12 protein-coding genes and 4 tRNA genes are annotated in these 23,231 nt (G+C 41.4%); 7 read left to right on the forward strand and 9 right to left on the reverse strand.

Annotation, left to right across the window (positions count from 1 at the left end):
* Window positions 1–9: 9 nt before the first annotated feature.
* From glgC to malQ, 5 genes are all read right to left on the reverse strand, one after another.
* A complete protein-coding gene (glgC, locus tag AAEY94_RS09420) occupies window positions 10–1,272 on the reverse strand; it encodes a glucose-1-phosphate adenylyltransferase (RefSeq protein ID WP_101087050.1) in 1,263 nt (420 codons plus the stop codon).
* Window positions 1,273–1,371: 99 nt separating this feature from the next.
* On the reverse strand, window positions 1,372–3,930 hold the full coding sequence (locus AAEY94_RS09425) for a glycogen/starch/alpha-glucan phosphorylase (RefSeq protein WP_350978562.1): 2,559 nt from the start codon (window positions 3,928–3,930) through the stop codon (window positions 1,372–1,374).
* Entirely contained in the window at window positions 3,930–6,029 is a 2,100-nt protein-coding gene (gene glgX / locus AAEY94_RS09430) for a glycogen debranching protein GlgX (RefSeq protein ID WP_242445140.1), read from the reverse strand. The genes AAEY94_RS09425 and glgX overlap by 1 nt, the downstream gene beginning before the upstream one ends.
* A 59-nt stretch (window positions 6,030–6,088) precedes the next feature.
* Complete coding sequence (glgB, locus tag AAEY94_RS09435; RefSeq protein WP_182743749.1) at window positions 6,089–8,326, reverse strand: 1,4-alpha-glucan branching protein GlgB; 2,238 nt, start codon at window positions 8,324–8,326, stop codon at window positions 6,089–6,091.
* A gap of 37 nt (window positions 8,327–8,363) precedes the next feature.
* A complete protein-coding gene (gene malQ / locus AAEY94_RS09440; RefSeq protein ID WP_350978565.1) occupies window positions 8,364–10,586 on the reverse strand; it encodes a 4-alpha-glucanotransferase in 2,223 nt (740 codons plus the stop codon).
* Window positions 10,587–11,126: 540 nt separating this feature from the next.
* Between malQ and AAEY94_RS09445 the strand changes: the two genes are divergently transcribed.
* A complete protein-coding gene (locus AAEY94_RS09445) occupies window positions 11,127–11,702 on the forward strand; it encodes a CoA pyrophosphatase (protein WP_162023248.1) in 576 nt (191 codons plus the stop codon).
* 81 nt (window positions 11,703–11,783) lie between these two features.
* Here the strand turns inward: AAEY94_RS09445 and AAEY94_RS09450 are convergent, their stop codons facing one another.
* Window positions 11,784–12,119, reverse strand: a complete 336-nt coding sequence (locus AAEY94_RS09450) for a hypothetical protein (RefSeq protein WP_011637624.1) — start codon at window positions 12,117–12,119, stop codon at window positions 11,784–11,786.
* Between the two features lie 181 nt (window positions 12,120–12,300).
* Between AAEY94_RS09450 and asnS the strand changes: the two genes are divergently transcribed.
* Entirely contained in the window at window positions 12,301–13,701 is a 1,401-nt protein-coding gene (gene asnS, locus AAEY94_RS09455; RefSeq protein WP_101087044.1) for an asparagine--tRNA ligase, read from the forward strand.
* A gap of 390 nt (window positions 13,702–14,091) precedes the next feature.
* On the opposite strand, the gene AAEY94_RS09460 is transcribed toward asnS, so the two are convergent.
* On the reverse strand, window positions 14,092–14,313 hold the full coding sequence (locus AAEY94_RS09460) for an Hsp20/alpha crystallin family protein (protein WP_350978575.1): 222 nt from the start codon (window positions 14,311–14,313) through the stop codon (window positions 14,092–14,094).
* A 592-nt stretch (window positions 14,314–14,905) separates the two neighbouring features.
* Window positions 14,906–16,600 (reverse strand): beta strand repeat-containing protein, encoded by a 1,695-nt coding sequence (locus AAEY94_RS09465; RefSeq protein ID WP_350978567.1) that lies wholly within the window; start codon window positions 16,598–16,600, stop codon window positions 14,906–14,908.
* Between the two features lie 904 nt (window positions 16,601–17,504).
* Between AAEY94_RS09465 and AAEY94_RS09470 the strand changes: the two genes are divergently transcribed.
* Entirely contained in the window at window positions 17,505–19,121 is a 1,617-nt protein-coding gene (locus AAEY94_RS09470; protein WP_101087041.1) for a methyl-accepting chemotaxis protein, read from the forward strand.
* A 103-nt stretch (window positions 19,122–19,224) separates the two neighbouring features.
* On the opposite strand, the gene uvrB is transcribed toward AAEY94_RS09470, so the two are convergent.
* The gene (gene uvrB / locus AAEY94_RS09475; protein ID WP_192115015.1) at window positions 19,225–21,246 is read right to left on the reverse strand and encodes an excinuclease ABC subunit UvrB; all 2,022 of its coding nucleotides are present in this window, start codon (window positions 21,244–21,246) and stop codon (window positions 19,225–19,227) included.
* A 1,596-nt stretch (window positions 21,247–22,842) separates the two neighbouring features.
* Between uvrB and AAEY94_RS09480 the strand changes: the two genes are divergently transcribed.
* The 4 genes from AAEY94_RS09480 (at window position 22,843) to AAEY94_RS09495 (ending at window position 23,231) form a co-directional block, all read left to right on the forward strand.
* A tRNA-Asn gene (locus AAEY94_RS09480) sits at window positions 22,843–22,918 on the forward strand.
* A gap of 33 nt (window positions 22,919–22,951) precedes the next feature.
* Window positions 22,952–23,027: transfer RNA gene (locus AAEY94_RS09485), tRNA-Asn, on the forward strand.
* Between the two features lie 23 nt (window positions 23,028–23,050).
* Window positions 23,051–23,126: transfer RNA gene (locus tag AAEY94_RS09490), tRNA-Asn, on the forward strand.
* A 29-nt stretch (window positions 23,127–23,155) separates the two neighbouring features.
* Window positions 23,156–23,231, forward strand: a tRNA-Asn gene (locus tag AAEY94_RS09495).

Here is a 23,231-nt window from a genome sequence, read left to right on the forward strand (position 1 = left end):
TTACGGTCCTTATTCGTAACCAACAGGTAAACCCAACATTTTACGAGTTACTAAGGTAATACCTTTTTCGGATACCCTAAAACCTCTTGCCCTGTCGTGATCTTGATTATAACCAATCACCATGCCTTCTGGGATGATACAACCCCGATCTAAAATGGCATTTTGGATTTTACAGTTCTTTAATACCACCACATCGGGTAATAATACCGAGTCTTTTACCGACGAATAAGAACATACCCGCACTTCATCAAACAACACGCTACGTTTAACTTTTGCGCCGGAGATAATACAACCACCGGACACAATAGAATCAACCGCCATACCGCGTCTATCTTCATCATCAAACACAAATTTAGCCGGAGGTAATTGTTCTTGATAGGTCCAAATAGGCCATTTGGCATCATACAAATTCAATGCCGGCGTAGGTGATAATAGCTCCATATTGGCTTGGAAAAATGAATCTAAGGTACCCACATCGCGCCAATAAGCAGGTTCGTCTGGAACTGCACTAGTAAAAGGAAACGCGAACACATTATGCTTTTCTATGATTGCCGGAATGATGTCTTTACCAAAGTCACGGTCTGAGTTTTCGTTGTTCGAATCCTTTTTCAATTGATCGAACAAAAACTTGGTATTAAACACATAATTGCCCATCGAGGCTAAACACATTTCCGGATCGTTTGGTGTCGGTTTAGGCTCAGCTGGTTTTTCTTCAAAGCCAATCACCCGATTAGTGCTATCGACTTCCATTACCCCAAATGCCCCCGCAGCTTCGGCTATCGGCGTTTCTAAACAACACACGGTCATGTCGGCACCAGATTCTGCATGGGCGGCTAACAAGCCGGCATAATCCATGCGGTATACATGATCGCCAGATAGAATCATCACGTATTTAGGTATTTCATGGCGAATAATATCGATATTTTGAAACACGGCGTCTGCGGTACCTTGATACCAATTACCTGATGTTTGTTGCGACGCCGGTAATATCTCAACCGATTCACCCAATTCCTTCTTAAAGTGGCCCCAACCACGAGTAACATGCCGAATAAGTGAGTGTGATTTATATTGTGTCACCACTCCCACGCGACGAATTCCAGAGTTAATACAATTCGATAATGGGAAATCAATAATCCTGAATTTACCACCAAAATATAACGCCGGTTTAGCGCGCCAGTCGGTTAATTCGTACAACCGAGAACCACGACCACCCGCCAAAATAAGCGCATAGGTATCACGAGTTAAATTACTAATATAACGAACATTACTCATAAGCAGACTCCATTTGACTATCAAAGATAGCCATCAATAAATAAGCATTGATCTACGACTTACTTGTTAACTAAGCGGCATAACACCGCCATCCCTGTATTACTTTTTCATCCAGATTTCGTCGCGGTAACCCGCTATAGTGTTGTCGCTTGAAAAACGCCCGCTTGCGGCGGTGTTTCTAATACTCATTTTTTGCCAACTATCTTGATCAAGATAGGTTTTTGCCACCTGTTCTTGTGCCAAGCAATAACTGTCAAAATCGGCAGCGGTCATCCATTGGTCGTTAGGGTCGACAATCGAGGCAATAATGTTGTCGAAAATACCCGGTTCGACCAAATTGAAATGAGCGCTTTTGAGCATGTCCATCACCCCATGAAGGGCTTTAGAATGTTCAACGATGTGCTGAGGTTGATAATTCATTCGGGCTTGGCTTACTTGATTAGCATCTAGGCCAAATAAGAAAAAGTTCTCATCACCCACTTCTTCAAGCATTTCAATATTGGCACCATCTAATGTGCCGATAGTCAAAGCACCATTCATCATGAATTTCATGTTGCCTGTACCTGAAGCTTCTTTACCTGCTGTTGATATTTGCTCAGATAAGTCGGTACCCGGACAAATTTTTTCCATCGCACTAACGTTATAGTTAGGCAGGAAAGCCATACGTAAATACGGCGTCACCAGTGGATCAGAATTGACCATATGGGCGACATTGCTTGCTAACTTAATGATTTGTTTTGCCATGGCATACCCTGGCGCAGCTTTGCCACCAATTAATACGCAACGGGGGACCATATCTTGAGTATCGCCATTTAAAATTCGACGATATAAATGAATAACATGCAAAATATTCAATAATTGGCGCTTGTATTCATGGATACGTTTTACTTGCACATCGAACATCATCAGAGGGTCAAATTCAACCCCACATTGCTGATGTATAAAAGTGGTTAACACTTGTTTATTCTCGAGTTTTATTTGCGCCCATTCCTTAACAAATGCTTTGTCACTGGTAAAAGCATTTAACGCGGTAAGACGTGATAAATCGTTAATCCACTCATCGCCTAAGCGTCGGCAAATCAACTCAGATAACTTAGGATTACAATACGCGAGCCAACGCCTAGGGGTGACACCGTTGGTTTTGTTATTAAATTTGTGGGGCCACAGTTGATAGAAGTCATTGAATAACCCTTCTTTAAGCAACTGAGTATGTAACCCCGCCACACCATTAACCGAAAAACTGGCAACAATCGCTAAATATGCCATCCGTATTTGCTGCTCGGGGCCTTCTTCAATAATCGACATGTTGGCCAATTTTTGAATATCTGCGGGCCAATGATGAGCCACTTGTTCAAGATAACGTGCATTGATTTCGAAAATAATTTCGACAATTCGCGGCAACATATTTTTCATCATCGGCACAGACCAACGCTCTAGTGCTTCTGGCAATAAAGTATGATTGGTATACGCCATAGATTCACTAGTGATCGCCCAAGCGGTATCCCAACTCAAGCCATATTGATCAAGTAACAACCGCATTAACTCAGGTACTGCAATGCTCGGGTGAGTATCATTAAGTTGCAACACGTTATGAGTACTAAACTGGCTAAAGTCTTCACCAAATTGACCGACGTAACGGGCCAGCAAGTCTTGTAAGCTGGCAGACGACAAAAAGTACTGTTGTCTTAACCGCAATTCTTTGCCGTTAACACTCGAATCATTGGGGTACAACACCATGGTGATTTGTTCGGCTAGGTTTTTCGTCGCGACGGCTTCAGCATAATCACCTTCGTTAAACTCTGCTAAATCAAACTCGTCATTGGCTTCTGCCTTCCACAAGCGCAGCGTATTAATTCGGCCATTTTTAAATCCTGGGATCGGCACGTCATAAGGCACGGCCAGTACATTTTGAGTTTCCGCCCACACATGGTGTCGATGCCCTTGTTTATCGACATAGGTTTCGGTATGGCCAAAAAAGGGAACCGTCACAATACGATTGGCAATACGGACTTCCCATGGATTACCGTGTCGTAACCAACGGTCCGGACGCTCAACTTGGTAACCATCGACAATTTTTTGCACAAACATGCCATATTGATAACGAATACCGTAACCAGTAACCGACAAATCTAAACTGGCACAACTGTCGAGGAAGCACGCCGCAAGTCGTCCAAGCCCGCCATTGCCTAAGCCCGCATCTTGCTCAACTTGCTCAAGCTCTTCTAAACTAGTCGCGTATTCAGTCATGACTTGTTGCGCATCGGCGGTAATGTCTAAACTCAGTAATGCATTACCTAATGCTCGGCCCATCAAAAACTCTAACGACAAGTAAGCCACTTGTTTTTGTTGGTATTGATTATCTTTTATCCGTGTTTGACGCCAGTTATCCAGCATTTGCTCTTTAACACTTTGCGCCACGGCATTAAACAATTCATGTTGCTCATGTTCATCGCGACATAAACCATAACGAATATGTCTGGCTAACGAGGCTGCTAAACTGTCGCAAGGTTCACAAGGCTCTGCATGAGAACTGAGCTGATTGTCTGCTGCGGTTTGTGTTGCGACTTTGGTTTTACTACTGGTCTTACTGTTAGCTTTAGCTCGACTGGCACGGGCAGTCGGTTTAGTCGCACTGGCGTTAGTTTTCGCTGTGGTCATCAATTGCTCCTTGTAAACTCGGTATGAAATAACATTAAACTACGGCTGATTAAATTGACTTGCTGACTGGCATCCACCACTGGCTCACTTTCTTGGGTATGCAATAAACAATGCCAATAACGAAAGTGAGGCAATTGCGGTAATGTAAAGGTATGTGGGGACTCATCGACATTGATCATCAACAATAAGGCTTCAGTACTTTCAGCAACGGCGCCAACATCGGCATCACCTAAATTACCGGTTAAAATAACGCTTAAGGTGCGGGTATGATGTTCACACCAATGTGATTTCGTCATCGCTTCACCTTGGCGGTTAAACCACGCTAAACCGTTATCGAATAATGCTTCTGGTTTATGAATAAATGCTTGATGACACAACATCGGAAAGCGTTTACGTAAGGTGATCAACTGAGCGGTAAAATTCACCAACGACCAATCTATTTGCTGCCAGTCGAACCAACCCATCGGATTGTCTTGGCAGTAGGCATTGTTATTACCTTGTTGAGTTTGGCTAGATTCATCGCCAGCCAATAGCATCGGCACCCCCTGAGATAGCAACAAGCACGTTAATAAATTGCGCTTTTGTCGGTTGCGAATGGCATTGATGGCGACATCGTCGCACTCGCCTTCTATGCCATAATTACTGCTACAGTTTTCTTGATGTCCATCGCGGTTGTCTTCACCGTTGGCCAAGTTATGACGATCGTCATAACTGACTACATCATGCAAACTGAAACCATCATGACTGGTGATAAAATTGATACTGGCTGCTGGCCCGCGACCGTTATGTTCAAAAAAGTCACTCGAACCATGAAATCGTTTAGCAAATTCAGGTAACAAACCACTGTCACCGCGCCAGAATTTGCGCATAGCATCACGGTAACGGTCATTCCATTCACTGAATGCCACAGGGTAATTGCCTAACTGATAACCACCAGGTCCAATGTCCCATGGCTCAGCAATCAATTTCACTTTACACAGCACAGGATCTTGAGTGATGGCGTCAAAAAATCCACTTCCTGGGTCAAAGCCATAGGCTTCTCGTCCAAGGCAACTGGCTAAATCAAATCTAAATCCATCCACGCCCATCACTTCAACCCAATAGCGCAGCGAATCCATTACCAGCATCAGTACTTGGGGATGATTAAGATTAAAGGTGTTACCACAACCGGTATCGTTAATGTTAAAACGCTTATCATTGGGTAATAAACGGTAGTAACTGGCATTGTCGATCCCGCGGAAACCATACGTTGGCCCTAAATGGTTACCTTCTGCAGTATGGTTAAATACCACATCCAAAATGACTTCAATGCCTGCTCGATGAAGTGTAGAAACCATCTGCCTAAATTCAGCAATGTCATCCGATGCAGACAAATAAGCGCTGTGCGGCGCCATAAAAGCAATACTGTTATATCCCCAATAGTTATTGAGGCCCTTTTCAATTAAAAATGGCTCATCAAAAAAACCATGCACGGGTAATAGCTCTATACAGGTTATGCCTAAGTTTTGTAAATAATCGATGATAGGTTGGCTCGCTAAACCTGCAAAGGTGCCTTGTTGCTCGCTGCTGACCTTGGGATGCTGTTGGGTAAACCCTTTTATATGGGTTTCAAATATAATGCTGCGCGCAAGGCTAATATTGAGCGGCTCAATTGGAATATCATTGACAAAGCCGCAATCAATAACCTGTGCTTTAGGCACATATGGCGCACTATCTTGGGTATCAAATGACAAATCTTCGTCCCTGGCTTCAATGTCATAACCATAAAGCGCAGGATGATATATCACCTCGCCCACCAGCTTTTTTGCATAGGGATCGAGTAACAATTTATGATGATTAAAGCGATGACCTAATTGAGGTTGATATGGGCCAAAGACACGATAACCATACAATAGCCCTGCTTGTGCATCAGCAAGATGACAGTGCCAAATTTGTCGAGTTTGATCGCTCATGATGTATTGCGCGACCTCAACTTCTCCAGTGGCATCAAAGATACACAATACGACTTGAGTAGCATGCGCCGAAAACAACGAAAAATTCACCCCGTTATCATCGAGTGTCGCCCCTAGTGGATAAGGATAACCGCTGGTCATATCCATAACATGCCCCTGTAAAGTTGAAACCATAGTGTCTGTACCCACTTATTCCGTCGACTCATCTAGCTTTCTGGTTCGTCAGTTCGTTCGTCCAGTTCTGGAGCCCAAATGCTGCAACCTAACGGAGGGACAGTAATGACAATACTGTGTGACATGCCCTGCCATGGCGTCGCTTGAGCTTCACAGGGATTATCATTGACGACGTGACTGCCGCCATAGTGACGATGGTCGCTGTTGAGCATTTCGCTGTAGCATTGCTCCGCAGGTACACCCACTCTGAAATCGTGATAAACCTGTGGAGACATGTTGACCACAATCACGACATGTTGTTGCTTATCCATGCCAAAACGACAAAATACTAAAATGTTATTTTCAGCATTGTTGCAGTCGAGCCATTGGAAACCGTCGCTATGATGATCACGTTGATATAAGGCCGGATATTGTTGATAGCATTGATTGAGATCGCGCACCCAATCTTGCACACCTTGATGTGGTGCATAGGTTAATAAATGCCAGTCGAGGCTCTGGTTATGGTTCCATTCGTTGCGCTGGGCAAACTCGTTACCCATAAACAACAGTTTTTTGCCCGGATGGGTCCACATAAAGCCATAATAAGCGCGTAATGTGGCGAACTTCTGCCAGTCATCACCAGGAATTTTATGCAGTAACGAGCCCTTACCGTGAACCACTTCATCATGACTGAGTGACAAAATAAATTGTTCGGTAAAGGCATAAACTAAGCTAAAAGTGAGCTCTCCATGGTGATAACGCCTAAAAAGGGGATCGCAACTGATATAACGAAGTGTGTCGTTCATCCAGCCCATATTCCACTTAAAGCCGAATCCTAAGCCATTATTACTGGTGGCTTGTGTCACCCCAGGCCATGCGGTGGACTCTTCAGCAATCATGTTAATACCAGGAAAACACTGATACATACGTGCGTTTAATTCTTGCAGAAAGCTGATTGCCTCAAGATTTTCACGGCCGCCAAACTCATTGGGGATCCATTGATCAGCTGTACGGCTATAATCGAGATAGAGCATTGACGACACAGCATCAAGGCGTAAGCCATCAAAATGAAATTCATCTAGCCAGTAATGCGCATTACTGTATAAAAAACTGCGCACTTCCGCGCGGCCATAGTTATAAATTAAGGTATCCCAATCCGGATGTTCGCCTTTACGGGGATCGTCATGTTCATATAAGCAACTGCCGTCAAACCGTACCAAACCGTGAGGATCGCGAGGAAAATGAGCTGGCACCCAATCGAGTAACACCGCAATGCCTTGCTGGTGGCATGCATCGATAAAAGCTTTAAGGCCATTGGCATCACCAAAGCGATACGTCGGCGCAAATAACCCCACGGGTTGATAACCCCAAGAGCCATCGAACGGATATTCACTGATTGGCATTAGCTGTAAATGGGTAAAGCCCATTTCTTTGATATAAGGCACCAACTCGGCTATTAGCTGCGAGTAATCGGTATAATCTTGGCCGTCATCCCCGTTGCGGCGCCATGAGGCTAATTGCACCTCATAAATAGACATAGGTTGTACATGTGGTTGATGACTTGCCCGTTCTGTTAACCATTGACTATCTTGCCAGTCATAGCCTTCTACTCGAGGTATTTTCGACGCATTATGAGGTGACGGTTGCATGGCGACCGCATAAGGATCGGACTTAATAACTTGATTGCCATGCATATCGCTAATGGCATATTTATAGTGCTGATCGGGTTCAACCTCGGCAATGAAAATATCCCACAGCCCACTGGCTGGATGATGACGCAACACATGGCGCTTATTGTCCCATAAATTAAAATCACCAATCACCGCAACTTGCTTAGCATTTGGCGCCCAAACACAAAAATGAACCCCTTTTACATCGTGATGTTCACGCCAATTAGCGCCTTGAAAATGGTATGTTTGCAGCTGGCTTCCTTCGCCAAATAAATACACATCGTCAGGATTAAGTAGACTGTCAAATTGATATGGGTCGGTGATAAGCTGCTCACACAACGGATATTGCACCCGTAATAGATAAGCAAAATGGTTAACTCTGCGGCCCATTTTACCGGCAAATAAACCTTGTTCATTAACTTGCTCAAGCGTCGCCACTTTACGTCGATCTTTAGCATTCAACACATCAACACTGAGCGCACCAGGTATTAAGCAACGAACAACCAGCGCTTTATCATCATTAACACTGTGCATACCAAGCAGTGAAAACACATCGGTGTACTCACCATTTAATAAGGCCATTTCACTACCTTGTTGAAAATACGGGGTCGCTACTGTCATATTTAATGATCCATTAATGAGCAAGTTTATCGGATGACTATGTGTTTACTGCACTTGTGTTAACTGCACTGGCGTGAGTTCGGGACTTTCGCGCCGATGCTATCGCTTCAAGACGTTGCTGCACTTTAGGGCTTTGGGACATTTGTTTGATAGACAGGGGTAATCGGCGTTGCCAATTAGGGAACTCTTTCCAAGTACCGGGAATATTTACCCCGTGTTTATCAGCGACTAAATCACTTAATTGCACACTAAATAGTTGTGCATTGCCCTTAGCAGCAACGCGTATCCAAGCCAACAACACACTATCAAAATCTAATTGTTCGGCTGATGTCATGGGGGTTGGTAGCTCAAATGCTTGTTCGCGGATAAGCAAGTCAATCAATTGCTGTTTTTCTTGCTGACGCTGGTCCATGACCTGATGTAACTTGTCATCGGTTTCAATCAATTCAAGTTGACGTCGTAGGCGTAAATCCGCAGCAAACCACCACGCAGAAAGTGTCGGTACATCGTGATTAGCCAACATCATCAGGCTTTGACGTTTATAGTCTTGTGGTGGTTTGAACCCATTATGGTCTTTACAGAAATAAAATAATTCATTTGATAAAATGCCCGCTTGGTGTAAACACGACACAATCTCTGGTGGTACTATGCCTAAATCTTCGCCAATTACGATGCAACGAGCACGCTGGCTTTCTAAACAAACAATGGCGAGCAAGGTGTCCAGCGGATAATATACATAGCAACCTTTACCAAGTTCTTCATGCAGAGGCCACCACCACAAACGTAGTAATCCCATAACATGATCAATTCTCAGCGCGCCGCAGCTTTGCATATTACTGCGAACCAATTGGATAAAATGGCTAAAATTATGTTGCTTTAATTTCACCGGATCGAATGGGGTTAAGCCCCAATTTTGGCCTTGCTCAGCAAAAGGATCTGGTGGTGCGCCGATACTGGCGTTATCACAAAACAAATCTGCATTGGCACTAATTTCAGCGCCATGACTCACCGCACCTACGGCCAAATCACGAATAAGCCCAATACTCATACCGCATTGTTTTGCATTCAACTGACAAGCTTGTAATTGTTCATCGGCGACAAATTGCAGATACAAATAAAAGCCAACATCTTGAGTGAAATATTTAGATGCTAATTCCACTTCGACGGTAACAAACTGCATCAACGCAGCTTCATCTTGTACAAAAAACTCTTTATAGGCCTTGTATCTTGGGGTTTCTAGCTTGATGTGGTGAGAACAAAATATTTGATACATTTTCTCGAATGCTGCGTATTTAAGACTGTGCACTTCATCGTAATTAATAAGATGTGCTTGATTCAGTACTAACCTTTTTTGCTGCCATTTTTGTGATGATAACTCCCCATTAAGGGCTTTATATTCATGAACGGCTTCTATTTGTATGTACAAGGGGTTTAACCGACGGCGGTCTGTTGGACTGTATGGACTGGGGTTATCTGGCTGGCTTATGTCTACTGCATGTAATGGATTGAGAAGAATAAAATCAGCACCAGCATGGGCAGCGTACTCAATAAGCTCAGCTAAATTGCCAAAATCACCAATGCCCCATTGCGCATCATTACGCAATGCATACAGTTGCGCATTAAGCCCCCAAGATTGCTTACTGCTGTTAAGTGGTTGCACTAGGCGACCTTGATAAGCCGTAGACGGTGCAACCATCAACTGTCCATGTAAGGTATCTTTATGCTGAGGATCGTTAATAAACGCTAAATCGAGTTGGTGATAACCTAAATGTAATTTAGCTTTATCAAGTATTAAACGATATTGGCAATAACGTTGATCATTAATATGATATTCGCCAGCAATAACACAATCACTCACATCGGCATTCACCGAAATTGTGTCAATATTTTCACCGCTGATGGTCACCACAAACTCAAATGAATAATGCTCTGGCAGATAGATATCAACATGAGGCTTATCAATAGTACACCACTGAAAACCATGTAGCGGTACCAACCAAGGCTGTACATCGAGTTGCTCTATTCTGGCGTCTATCTTTGGTGGTGATAAATGCTGCTGAGTAAAAGCCTGTACATCGAATAGTTGCTGGTCAGGCTTATTCATACCATGAAGGTGCTCATGTTGATCAAACGACGATTGCAACAACATTGTGGTTAAAATGCCCTGCCTGTCCTTAGCAGGTATGTGAACAAGATTACCGAAACAATCGATAAACTCTGCCCCAACGCCTTGCAAATATAGCAACTTCTCTAGTCCCATATTTGTCTTCCTCGCGATAATTAACTGCATTAATTCCAGCAGTTACCATGCCAGTTCATCATAACAAATTGACGACAGATTAATTGCAGTAAGATGACAATGGCTATTCATTAAAAATCATATAGTTACTAAAGAAAGGTTAAGATTGTATTGCTCGTTTAATACGCTTGTTTTAAGTTTGTTTTTTGCACAAAAATAGTGCACAACAATCAAATCAGTGCATATTATCTATGGATTTCAAGTGGAAGCGCCTTAAAAAGAGGCAGTTGATATCATTGCTATTATGATTTTGTATTGCCAATAGCTTAAGTCTTAAAACTGCTCTGGCTCAATTACCCTATGTAGATGTTTAAGCCTTATAACGCCACTGTTAACAGTGATGCTTGTTACTGAAATAGAATAGCCAATTAATACTTCTGTTATGCTAGCAGTATCGCTATTGTCAGCGGTGGGGTGATAATCTCTTCGTTCCAAAGTACCACGCAGGGTTGATTCCAGATCACAACATCCCTTGTCATTAACAGGATAGACACGTAATAAATGAATAAACACGAATTCACTTTGCGCTACAACTTACATTGTTTGCGTTCGACAATTGCTTCTGCGCCCCCGTCGTACCTTGGCCGCGAAGCCGCGGTATTAATCCCTGTGATCGAAATAGAGCAACAATTACATATTATTTTAACCCGACGTCCGATGCATTTACGTCACCATCCTGGGCAAATTAGCTTTCCTGGCGGCAAAGTTGAGCCAAATGATATTAATGCCATCCACACCGCGCTGCGCGAAGCTCACGAAGAAATTGGCTTATTGGCAGATAATGTGGATATTTTAGGTGTGTTTCCAGCTCATAAAACCTTTACTGGTTTCGAGATCACCCCTGTCGTGGCAATGATAAAGCAGCCATTTGAACTGGTTCTCGATCCCGGTGAAGTGGATGATTGTTTCTCAGTACCATTGAATTTTTTTATTGAGCGCAGTAACCGTCATAAAATGTTTCATTATCGCCACGGCGCACATTATCAAGTGCACTTTATGCCATTTGAAGACAAATTTATTTGGGGGGTAACGGCAGCCATCATAGATTTACTGTGCCACCATATAGCAGATAACTAATCACTGTAGGCACATGACGTAAAAAGCCAATTGATGGTTGATTAGCTTAGAACTATTGTTCCAAGCATCATCAGCGTTATTTTACACCACGTAACGAATATACAAACCTGCTGCGAGTGATACCAAAAACAACAATGGAATATTGACCCAAAAACCAATTCGAGTGGTGGCTTTTGCATAAAAGTTTACCAGCAGATTCAAAAAGCTGACCCCAGCACACCACCATATTAAGTATTCTAATTTAATGGTTAACTCAGGGTCCCAGTTTAATCGTACCGATGCGCCTTTACTCAAAAAATAACCTACCGCACGATCAGGTCTGGCTTCGCCAAAAATAATCAATGCATAAATGGCTAAGCTCCAGCCTAATAACGACAAAACGGTCAATACAACCTGTATAATTCCTAAACGAGACATGGCCTTTCCTTGGTTTACGAGAGAATATAAAGGCTAATTAGCCATATATTTAACCGACATACTCAAAAGTATCACATTAATCACCCTAGAATAGCGTTTTCAGCTTGAGAAAAGCCACCAGCAAGGTAAGATAAACCCCAATTTTATATTTATATTCTATACGTTGGAGAATAAAGCAACAATGAGCATTGCATCTGTCGCTTCTGTATTTAAAGGTGAACACGCCGTTGGTTCGCAAGTCACTGTCCGTGGCTGGGTAAGAACTCGTCGTGATTCAAAAGCGGGTATCTCTTTCTTGGCCGTGTATGACGGTTCATGTTTCGACCCTATTCAAGGTGTCTTGCCTAATAGCCTAGCCAATTACAATGACGATGTATTGAAATTGACTGCTGGCTGCTCTGTTGTAATGACGGGTGAAGTAGTTGCCTCTCCTGGCGCTGGTCAAGCATTTGAATTACAAGTCACTGAAATAGTGGTTACGGGTTTTGTAGACGATCCAGATACTTACCCAATGTCGGCCAAACGCCACTCTATTGAGCATTTACGTGAACTTGCCCATCTACGCCCGCGTACTAATATTATTGGTGCAGTAGCCCGTGTACGTAACTGCTTATCACAAGCGATTCACCGCTTCTATCACCAAGAAGGATTTATCTGGGTATCTACCCCGTTAATTACCGCTTCTGACTGTGAAGGTGCGGGCGAAATGTTCCGCGTGTCGACCTTAGACATGGAAAATCTACCTCGCACTGCTGACGGTAAAGTCGATTACGATAAAGATTTTTTCGGTAAAGAATCATTTTTAACCGTGTCGGGTCAGTTAAACGCTGAAACTTATGCTTGTGCGTTATCGAAAGTATATACTTTTGGCCCAACGTTCCGTGCTGAAAACTCAAACACCACTCGCCACCTTGCAGAATTCTGGATGGTTGAGCCTGAAGTGGCATTCGCAACGTTAGATGATGCGGCTGAGTTAGCGGAAAGAATGCTTAAATTCGCGTTTAGCGCAGTGCTTGAAGAACGCATGGATGATTTAAACTTCTTTAACGAACGTGTTGATAAAACCGTTATCGAACGTTTACAAGCATTCGTTAGCAGTGATTTTGCTCAAGTGGATTACACTGATGCGGTTGAAATCCTTAAAAACTGTGGTAAGAAGTTTGAATTCGCAGTTGAATGGGGTATTGATTTACAATCTGAGCACGAACGCTACTTAGCTGAAGAGCATTTTAAAGCGCCTGTTGTCGTTAAGAACTACCCGAAAGACATTAAAGCTTTCTATATGCGCTTAAACGATGATGGCAAGACTGTCGCAGCAATGGACGTATTGGCACCAGGTATTGGTGAGATTATCGGTGGTGCACAGCGTGAAGAGCGTTTAGACGTGCTTGATATGCGTTTAGCTGAAATGGATTTAAGCCAAGAAGATTACTGGTGGTATCGTGACCTACGTCGTTATGGCACCGTACCTCATTCAGGTTTTGGTTTAGGTTTCGAGCGTTTAGTGTCGTATGTTACTGGCGTTAACAACATTCGTGATGTTATCCCATTCCCACGCGCCCCACGTTCAGCCAGTTTCTAATTATCTCGATAATATGAAATGACATAAACGCGCCATTTGGCGCGTTTTTTATTAGCTTTAATTTTTATGTGAAATAGAAATCGTCAATATTTATCCACCAAGAAGCACAATCGGCATTTAGAAGACATCTCCTTCCAAAGTTGTGGTTTAGCTTAGCAATAAAAGAAGCCCGTTAAATGACTAGGCTCCTTATTAGACATTATCTATCGATTATCTTAACATTAAGATTAAGGTGCAGTTAATACATACATTTTTATGTTGCAGCTAACAATCGCTTAAGCTTATCTTTCACATATTTCTAATTATAAGATCGGTATTTTTTGCTTTCCGCTGCTTTGCCATTCACTTTTGGTACTTGAAGATGAAGCACTCCATTTTTAAGTTAGGCTTTTATATTAGCTTCATTTGGTCTGCTCTCAAGGGTAAACTGCGCACATACTTACCAGAGCGACGTTCTTTTCTGATCACACGCTCATTTTCTTTTTCCTCATTTTCTTCGGCTGTAGTTGCCTCGATTGTGAGCAAATCTCCATCAACCGTAACGTGAATATCTTTTTTATCTACGCCAGGTAAATCTGCACTAATTTCATAGTGCTCAGCCTTATCATTAATATCTACTCTGGACTAAAAAATCCAACCCCCCTTATGCCTTCGATGCTAGGAGAATAGAAACTCCAGAAAATATTAACCATATCAGATAGTTAATTTACAGAAGTTAAGTTTATAATAAAATTTCCTTTCAGAGGTGATCAGTTCATTAAGATGATTTCGTCTCGTAATCTACATGGCGAAATCTGGTGTTTCACCTGTCAAGTTTAGCGGTCAAATAACGGACTCACCATAATGTAGATCAGCTCTCGACTATTAATGTGACATAAACACACATCATTATTTATGTTGATTATTTCTTCCTCCATCACATTTAAACCTTATAGATTAATCGCTTCTTCAGTCAATAAATCTGGTTAAATATGATGCTGTGTTAGGCGTACACTTCATAAAGGAATACAGGATTTAAATGAAAGTAAGACTCTGACCCATAATTAGTTTTTACTGGATTAGTGTATAGCTTAAGGACCAAAGGGAAAAGATATGCTGATTTTTAAGATCAGAAAAATGAGGGAACAATTTGAAAATAAAAAAATGCCGCTCACCTTAAGTGAACGGCATTAAACAAATTGTTAGCATTTAGACTCATTAAAAATTAATTTTGAGTAATAGCCGCTGTATTACCTGCACCACCACTTTGTGTAATTGACGCAATGTCACCCATACCATTCTGGGTGATAGAGGCTACGTTATGAGCAAGAGCTGCACCGAAACCTGATTGCGTAATAATGCCATAGTTATCAGAGCCATTTTGCGCAATAACTGCATCATTGTACTCGCCACTAGACTGGTTGACCCAACCTTCATTGTTTGCACCGGTTTGATCAATATCCGCAGTTCCAAAATCACCAAACTGGCTTACATCAGCAATGTTTTCAGATGCTGTTTGATAAACATTGGCCATGTTACCTTCACCGCCTTGATCGACTGTAGTACTTTGAGTCATACCATCTTGTAATATTGTCGCACTTCCACCAATTGAGCCAGTCTGTGTGACATTAGCCATCAACATAGAACCAGGACCTTGGTCAATATCAACCATTGAACCAGAAACAGCAGATTGCGCGACTATTGCGCTAGAATCTGCAGCTTGATTTTGAGCTACATTAACATCGCCTGATTGGCTGGCATCAAGTTGAGTAATTGTTACAACTGAGTTATCCGATTCATTTAATTGAGTCACTACAACTACGTTACTGTCACCATTTTGAGTTACGCTTGCTGCAGCCATATAAGAAGTATCTTGGTTAATGTTTACATTGTTCAAGTTACCATCAGTCATAATAGTTGCTGAAGCAGGCTCATGAAAACCGAACCCGTACTGGCGTATGGTTGATGTATTGTTGTCACCTGTAACATTCACAGAAGCGGTACTGTCGTTAACATGCTCCTGGTTTACTGTTGCGTTGTTAGTGTTACCATCTTGTGAAACCGTTAAACTAGTATCAAATACGTGCTCTTGGTAAGTAGTCACATCATTATTGCTACCATTTTGAGTAACAGTTGCTGAAGCATTACTACTAAAATCTGTTTGCGTAACCAAAGCAGTATTAAAACTACCGTTAGTTTGAGTTACCGAAGCAGTACCAACACTGAAACTGTTTTGATTAATAGTTGCGTTTGAGTCGGCTGAATTATTCTGTTTAGCTGTAGCATCAGAGCCATCAGTAGTTTGTGTAATCCACACTTCTGAACGTTCAGAGCCGTTCATTTGTTCAGCATCTGCCGTGTTGTTATTACCCGTTTGGACAATCGTGGAAAGCGCATCGGTAGAAGTATCTTGATCTGAACTCGCAACGTTACCATTCCCGGTTTGGGTAATACTTGAACCGGCAGGATTATGAATACCAAAACCATACTGTCTGATGTCGGCATCATTACTATTGCCGTCTTGCTGTACAGTGGCAGAAGTATCATTTACGTGTTGCTGATCAACGTTTGCAGTATTAGTTAAACCATTTTGGTTAACTTCAGCCGTTGTGTTAGTCATGTGTACTTGATTAATAGTCGCAGTATTTGCTTGTACTGTTTGATTGATAATCGCACTTGAGCTATCGACGCCACCTGTTTGTGTGATATTCGCAGTTTGTGCATCGCCTACTTGGTCAATAGATGCATTACTATTAGTCCCAGTATTGGTGGTAATATTTGCAGTGTGATTAGTGCCAGCTTGCACAGTTGTAGCTGTGTTACCAGAACCGCTCTGAATAGTCGTTGCTGAGCTGCCTGCTGCGTGAGCTGTACCGAATACCATTGCAATCGCAGCGGCTAGTGGAAGTAGTTTTGTCATCAGTAATATCCTTAAAAATAATTTAGAGATTTACGAGTCATAAATTGACCTGTTAAATCATCCCAATGTAATGATGTTGTCCTGAGCAACATTCTTATTCCAGGAAGAATAATGAATGCGCGATTACTAAATACTGGAGCTCTTTATCTTCACCTCTACCATAAAGATTGAACGCTCCAAACAACTTTCACCATGCAACTTACGCAAGCTATTTTTGCACAGTGAACGGTTTCTTAATCCTGCTTAACAATAAATGGGTTAACTTGCGTTAACGTGAATGATTATGGGTTGATAACATCATTTCAACATCCAGCTAAGGTATTAAAGCTCACCCTCAACAGGCTAGTTTTCGAAACAAGCCCCCCCTCATAAGTATTAGTCCTCATAGAGTCAGCTACAAGCCAATGACACCTTAAGGTATTAATAAATATAATCTTTAATTGCATTAACACTATTATAATGATGCGTTAAAAACTCAAACCATTTTGTTTTACTAATTGTTTAAATAACTTTTATCCTGTAGTCGGTATTTAAATGAATAATTTAAGATAACTAGAGAACTCCTTACATCACACTCTCAATGGACATTAATCGTAATGGCTCGCAATTAAATATAGAAACCAAGCATTGTTATTTTAATTACTTTTCCAACTCGATTTAACACCCCAAGCATCTGATTATAAAAAGGAATGCATTAAAAGCTGTTATAAAATTAACCTATGCTTTTTCTGTCTGAAATAAATAGCTGAAAATAATAAGTGTGACCATAACCAAAAGATGACTATTAAATACTTTATATATCTGACATTGGTCCAAATAACAGCTACCAGTTAATGACATAAATTATCCCAATCGTTATTCTTATAACGTCGCTAGCCGTAATGCTTACATCAAGGATATTTCTATGAATATAAAGTTCTCAATTAAGAGAATGCTCCAAATTACCATTATGCTAACGTTAACTGCGTTGACACTATTAGCTTGGGTTATGAGTGTTCAGCAATCACGTATACATGTAAATGTTAAACATGAAGAACAACAAGTTAATGCCATATTTGCCTTAAAAGATACTCGTTATTTTGTCGTGCAAATACAGCAATTTCTAACAGATGTCGGTGCAACAAAAAGTGATGAAGCAAAGTCAGAAGCACTCGAAAGTAAGCAAAGCGCCCTAGAACATATTGAAAAATTGATTCAATATGCTCCTGAATTTACCGTTCAGGCACAAAACATTAAACGCCAAGTTAATTCATTACATGATTCAGGCATAAAAATGGCTGATGCTTATTTGACTCAAGGAACTGATGCCGGCAATTTATTAATGAAAAGCGCTGGTGGTTTTGATGATGCGGCTGGCGATTTAGCTGATAACTTGGATCTATTGGCTCAAAAACTCGATCAGCAATTTATACTCACCGTTAATGAAACTCTCAGGGCAACCACTACCGCTGCTAGAGTGCAATTATGGGGAAGCATTGGCATAGGATTGTTTATAGTGATCATTATGATAGTGCTATACCAACGTATTTTAACACCACTTAAAAAACTTGATGATTCAATGCGCAATGTGGCCTCTGGCGCCAAAGATTTAACCGCAAGGTTAGATGATAGCAGTGATGATGAAATTGCCAAAGTTGCCGCCAGTTTTAATGCGTTTGTTGGTAATATTGGCGAATTAATTACTGACTTTAATCATAATACCCAACAATTAGGTACAGCAAGCGACCAATTAACTTCGGCTAGTAACGAAACGTTGAGTGGGATGCAACGACTACAAAGTGAAACTGAACAAGTCGCTACCGCTATGAATCAAATGCAAGCCACCGTCATTGAAGTTGCCAATAATGCAGAGTTAGCCGCTCAAGCAGCTCAAGAATCTGATGCACAAGCACTGCATGGTGACAACATTGTCAAGAAAACGATTACTTCGATTGATCATCTTGCTAAAGGGGTTGAACAAGCCGCTAATGCACTCTATCAATTGCAAAAAGATGCCGATAATATTGGCACTATCTTAGAAGTCATTCGAGGCATTGCAGATCAAACCAACTTACTGGCTCTGAATGCTGCGATTGAGGCTGCGCGTGCAGGAGAGCAAGGACGAGGTTTTGCTGTTGTCGCTGATGAAGTGCGCACCCTAGCAAAACGAACTCAAGATTCGACTAACCAAATTCAGCAAATGATTGGCCAATTACAATCAGGCGTAAAAGGAGCCGTGACAGTAATGGCATCGAGTCGAGAGCAAGCCATTAACAGTACGGAGCAAGCGGCGCAAGCTGGTGATGCGCTAACCAAAATTACTCAGTCTGTGGCGACAATAGCCAATATGGCGACTCAAATAGCGACCGCAGCAGAAGAACAAACTGCAGTAAGCGATGAAATTAATCGTAATATTGTCAATATTAGCGATGAAGCTCGTTTGACAGTGACCAATGCCCAGCAATCAAATACTGCCAGTATCCAAGTTGGTCAGTTATCACAACAGTTAAGAGCTCAAATTGGTCAATTTAAAATCAATTAACTGACGCTACAATGTCATCTAGAGAACATTCTCAGCCAGTTTTTCATATTTTCATTGATAAACTGGCTATCTATTTTCACCTAAAATTATATTTTTCAGTAAATTAACTGTTTACAATGATCAGGTCACGTAAATGTTTGACGTCATCACGCACGGCAGCAGCTTGTTCAAACTCTAGGTTCTTAGCGTGTTCATGCATTTGTTTTTCCAATTTATCAATTTGATGACTCAAATCGGCAATACTGGTGTATTTCGCTCGCTCTTCTGCCACTTCAGCAAATTTAGAGTGATTTTTACGAGTACCTTTACTGAAGTTAGTGTCACCTACATCCATTACATCGGTAATACTCTTCACTACTCCACGAGGCACAATACCGAGTTTAAGGTTATGTAGGTGTTGCTTTTCACGGCGACGCTCTGTTTCCCCCATGGCTTTAGCCATTGAGTTTGTTATTCGGTCCGCATATAGAATAACTTTACCGTTAACGTTACGAGCAGCACGGCCGATGGTCTGAATAAGTGATCTCTCTGAACGTAAAAAGCCTTCTTTGTCTGCATCTAAAATGCACACTAATGACACTTCAGGCAGATCTAGCCCTTCACGTAATAAGTTAATGCCAATCAGTACGTCAAAACGTCCCAAGCGTAAATCACGAATAATTTCAACTCGTTCAACGGTATCAATGTCCGAATGTAAATAACGAACTTTAACCCCATGCTCGTCAAGGTATTCACTCAGATCTTCAGACATCCGTTTAGTTAATGTGGTCACCAGCACACGCTCATTAACCGCCACGCGTTTGTGGATCTCAGACAAAAGATCGTCAACTTGAATGCCCACAGGCCGAACTTCCAATACAGGATCGAGTAATCCGGTTGGCCTTACAACCTGCTCAGCAATCTCGCCGGTACTTTTTTCAAGCTCGTATAAACTAGGTGTAGCTGAAACAAAAATGGTTTGCGGCATTAATCGTTCAAACTCTTCAAACATTAACGGCCGATTATCTAGTGCTGATGGTAATCGAAATCCATACTCTACTAAGTTCATTTTCCTGCTTCTATCACCTTTGTACATAGCGCCAATTTGCGGTACCGTCACATGTGACTCATCAATAATCAGTAGACCATCTGCAGGTAAATAATCTAATAATGTTGGTGGACCTTCTCCAGGCGATCTGCCTGATAAATATCGAGAGTAGTTTTCAATCCCGGAGCAATATCCTAGCTCGACCATCATTTCTATGTCGTATTGAACTCGCTCAGTGATCCGCTGAGCTTCAATCAATTTATTGTTATCGAGTAGATATTGACGACGTTCTCTGAGTTCTTCTTTAATATCTTCAGTTGCCGCTAAAATTTTCTCTCTTGGTGTCACATAATGCGTTTTGGGATAAATGGTGGCACGCGCTATTCGTTTGTTAATCTGTCCGGTCAAGGGATCAAACTCACTTAAGCGTTCTATTTCGTCGTCAAATAATTCTATTCGAATGGCTTCGCGTTCAGATTCTGCTGGAAAAATATCTATCACTTCACCGCGAACTCGATATGTCCCGCGTTGTAACTCAATGTCATTGCGTTTGTATTGTAATTCACTGAGCCGAATGAGGATGTCACGTTGGCCCATAAAATCGCCTTGACGCAAATGCAATAACATCTTCATATAAGAATCGGGATCGCCTAAACCATATATGGCCGACACAGAGGCAATAAGCACCACATCTTTACGCTCTAATAACGCTTTAGTGGCCGATAAACGCATTTGCTCGATGTGGGCATTCACCGATGCATCTTTTTCAATAAAGGTATTAGAAGCGGGTACATAAGCTTCTGGTTGATAGTAATCATAATAAGAAACAAAATATTCAACCGCATTATGTGGAAAAAACTCTTTCATTTCGCCATAGAGTTGCGCGGCAAGTGTTTTGTTAGGCGCCATAATAATGGTTGGCCTGCCCATTTGCTTAATCACATTCGCGATAGTATAGGTTTTACCTGACCCTGTTACGCCTAATAACGTTTGGCTAGCAACGCCAGACTCTAAGCCATCTACTAATTTTTTTATTGCTGTAGGTTGATCGCCGGCGGGTTCGAATTTGGACTCTAGGGAAAATACTGACTCTGACACAACATGGTTTCCTATTCTATTGAACCAATTATCATATACCTAAACACAGGTTAATGGCGATACATAATAGTACTAAACCTCTGGTGTTTTTACTTGAGGCAGTAACTATATTGAAGGAAAAATTGCAAAATATTATTTAATATTGGTGTGTTTCATGCAGATCATTCTCTGTCACTTGGTTCTTCAATATGACAGCATAATGATCGTAATATGAAAGTTATAAACAAATCGATTCGATCAGTATTTGAGGCCACAAATGCGCTAAAAATCGAGCTTAAAGCACAATTTAATACACAATCTACTATTCAAAGAGATTACAATTTTGCAATTGACAGAACAGTGAAAAAATAAAGTTGTTGATTTTCGTATCTGTTTGATTAAAAACAACTTAACTTATCGCTAAATATTTGTACCAATTTAAGTCCGACTCAAGCGCAACAAGGGTTAGCCGCTTATTTACAGTAGAAGTCCACAAGTTTATCCACAGATTTAGTGGATAAGTCACAAAAGCCCAATACTACTGCGGGGTAGCGAGCAAGTGAGTTTCATAAAAACGTAAGAAAATTGTGATGAAATTTAATTACATTTGCACATTAATACGAAAGATAGCGACAATAGTTCAGTTGCTGTTTTAAATTTGTAGTCGCCTCATATATTAGCAACGCCTTGAACACCGATCAACATTGCGATCAGTGAGCGCTGACGCTAGTACACATTCAACAAATATCACCTCCCTCGTATCGCTAAACATGGTTGACTCAGCCGAAGCTATGGCTGGTGAATATTAGCCATACTCAAATTGATTATTTTCAGGCAAGTCTTAGTATTTAGTGATAACTGCACTATAGGACTCATCAAGGTGTCGACAATATAGTTATAATGCCACTGGTGATAACTGGGTAATCTCAACGGCTAAAAACAACAATGTACAACAATGTATTACTCGGTTTAAAAGCTCGTTTGCGCTATGTATCGATGCTTTGCTGACTTAAATATCATTAACATACTTTGACTCAAGAAGCTGTCGATAACGACATAACTCAATCTCATAAGATCAACCTTAATTTAGGATAATAAAGAATTATCACATCACAAAGTTTGCACTATCAGTTTGCTTAAAGTGACATTCAGTTTGCTTAAAGTGACATTGACTTGCAATAAGCCCCCTTTTCACATGTAAAATCAGCTTAATGAGTACAACAAATAGTAAGTTTGATATTGCTGACTTGCCATAAATCCGTTTTTACCGATCTATACAATCTCTGTATCCCGAATTGAACTTATATCAACACGGTTTTCAGTTCCACCATAAAACCACACCGACGAGATAGCCGAAAAAACGCAACGATAGACATCAAAAACATGATGTATACAAAAATATTGTCTTTATAATCGTGGAAATGAATGTTGAGAGTAAGTGATTCATTTTGTTTTCATTGTTTAAAAATCGACACAAATGCCCAAAAGTCGTTCACGATGTGTGTTTGGTAACCAATTAGTCACATAAATGCGTTTTTTTTTATAACTCGAGTTGACTCAGTTACCAGAGCGTTTTACTATGCGCTCCGTTCTCAGCAATACATTGCTAAAAACGCTTCCCCAGTAGTTCAGTTGGTAGAACGGCGGACTGTTAATCCGTATGTCACTGGTTCGAGTCCAGTCTGGGGAGCCAATTTAGTATGCAGAGTTGAGATGTAAGCGTAATTCCCCAATAGTTCAGTTGGTAGAACGGCGGACTGTTAATCCGTATGTCACTGGTTCGAGTCCAGTTTGGGGAGCCATCGTTTACTGTTATCGAAATAATTCCCCAATAGTTCAGTTGGTAGAACGGCGGACTGTTAATCCGTATGTCACTGGTTCAAGTCCAGTTTGGGGAGCCATCGAGATAACACATTTGAAATAATACGCTTCCCCAATAGTTCAGTTGGTAGAACGGCGGACTGTTAATCCGTATGTCACTGGTTCGAGTCCAGTTTGGGGAGCCA

Source organism: Shewanella sp. AC34-MNA-CIBAN-0136 (assembly GCF_040309945.1).
Taxonomy (GTDB): Bacteria; Pseudomonadota; Gammaproteobacteria; order Enterobacterales; family Shewanellaceae; genus Shewanella.

What these genes read in the sequence shown, in the direction of transcription:
- AAEY94_RS09425 (WP_350978562.1), bottom strand. Translation starts at nt 3,930, where the DNA reads ATGACCACAGCGAAAACTAACGCCAGTGCGACTAAACCGACTGCCCGT.
- AAEY94_RS09450 (WP_011637624.1), bottom strand. Translation starts at nt 12,119, where the DNA reads ATGTCTCGTTTAGGAATTATACAGGTTGTATTGACCGTTTTGTCGTTA.
- AAEY94_RS09465 (WP_350978567.1), bottom strand. Translation starts at nt 16,600, where the DNA reads ATGACAAAACTACTTCCACTAGCCGCTGCGATTGCAATGGTATTCGGT.
- glgX (WP_242445140.1), bottom strand. Translation starts at nt 6,029, where the DNA reads ATGGATATGACCAGCGGTTATCCTTATCCACTAGGGGCGACACTCGAT.
- glgC (WP_101087050.1), bottom strand. Translation starts at nt 1,272, where the DNA reads ATGAGTAATGTTCGTTATATTAGTAATTTAACTCGTGATACCTATGCG.
- malQ (WP_350978565.1), bottom strand. Translation starts at nt 10,586, where the DNA reads ATGGGACTAGAGAAGTTGCTATATTTGCAAGGCGTTGGGGCAGAGTTT.
- AAEY94_RS09445 (WP_162023248.1), top strand. Translation starts at nt 11,127, where the DNA reads ATGAATAAACACGAATTCACTTTGCGCTACAACTTACATTGTTTGCGT.
- asnS (WP_101087044.1), top strand. Translation starts at nt 12,301, where the DNA reads ATGAGCATTGCATCTGTCGCTTCTGTATTTAAAGGTGAACACGCCGTT.
- AAEY94_RS09470 (WP_101087041.1), top strand. Translation starts at nt 17,505, where the DNA reads ATGAATATAAAGTTCTCAATTAAGAGAATGCTCCAAATTACCATTATG.
- glgB (WP_182743749.1), bottom strand. Translation starts at nt 8,326, where the DNA reads ATGACAGTAGCGACCCCGTATTTTCAACAAGGTAGTGAAATGGCCTTA.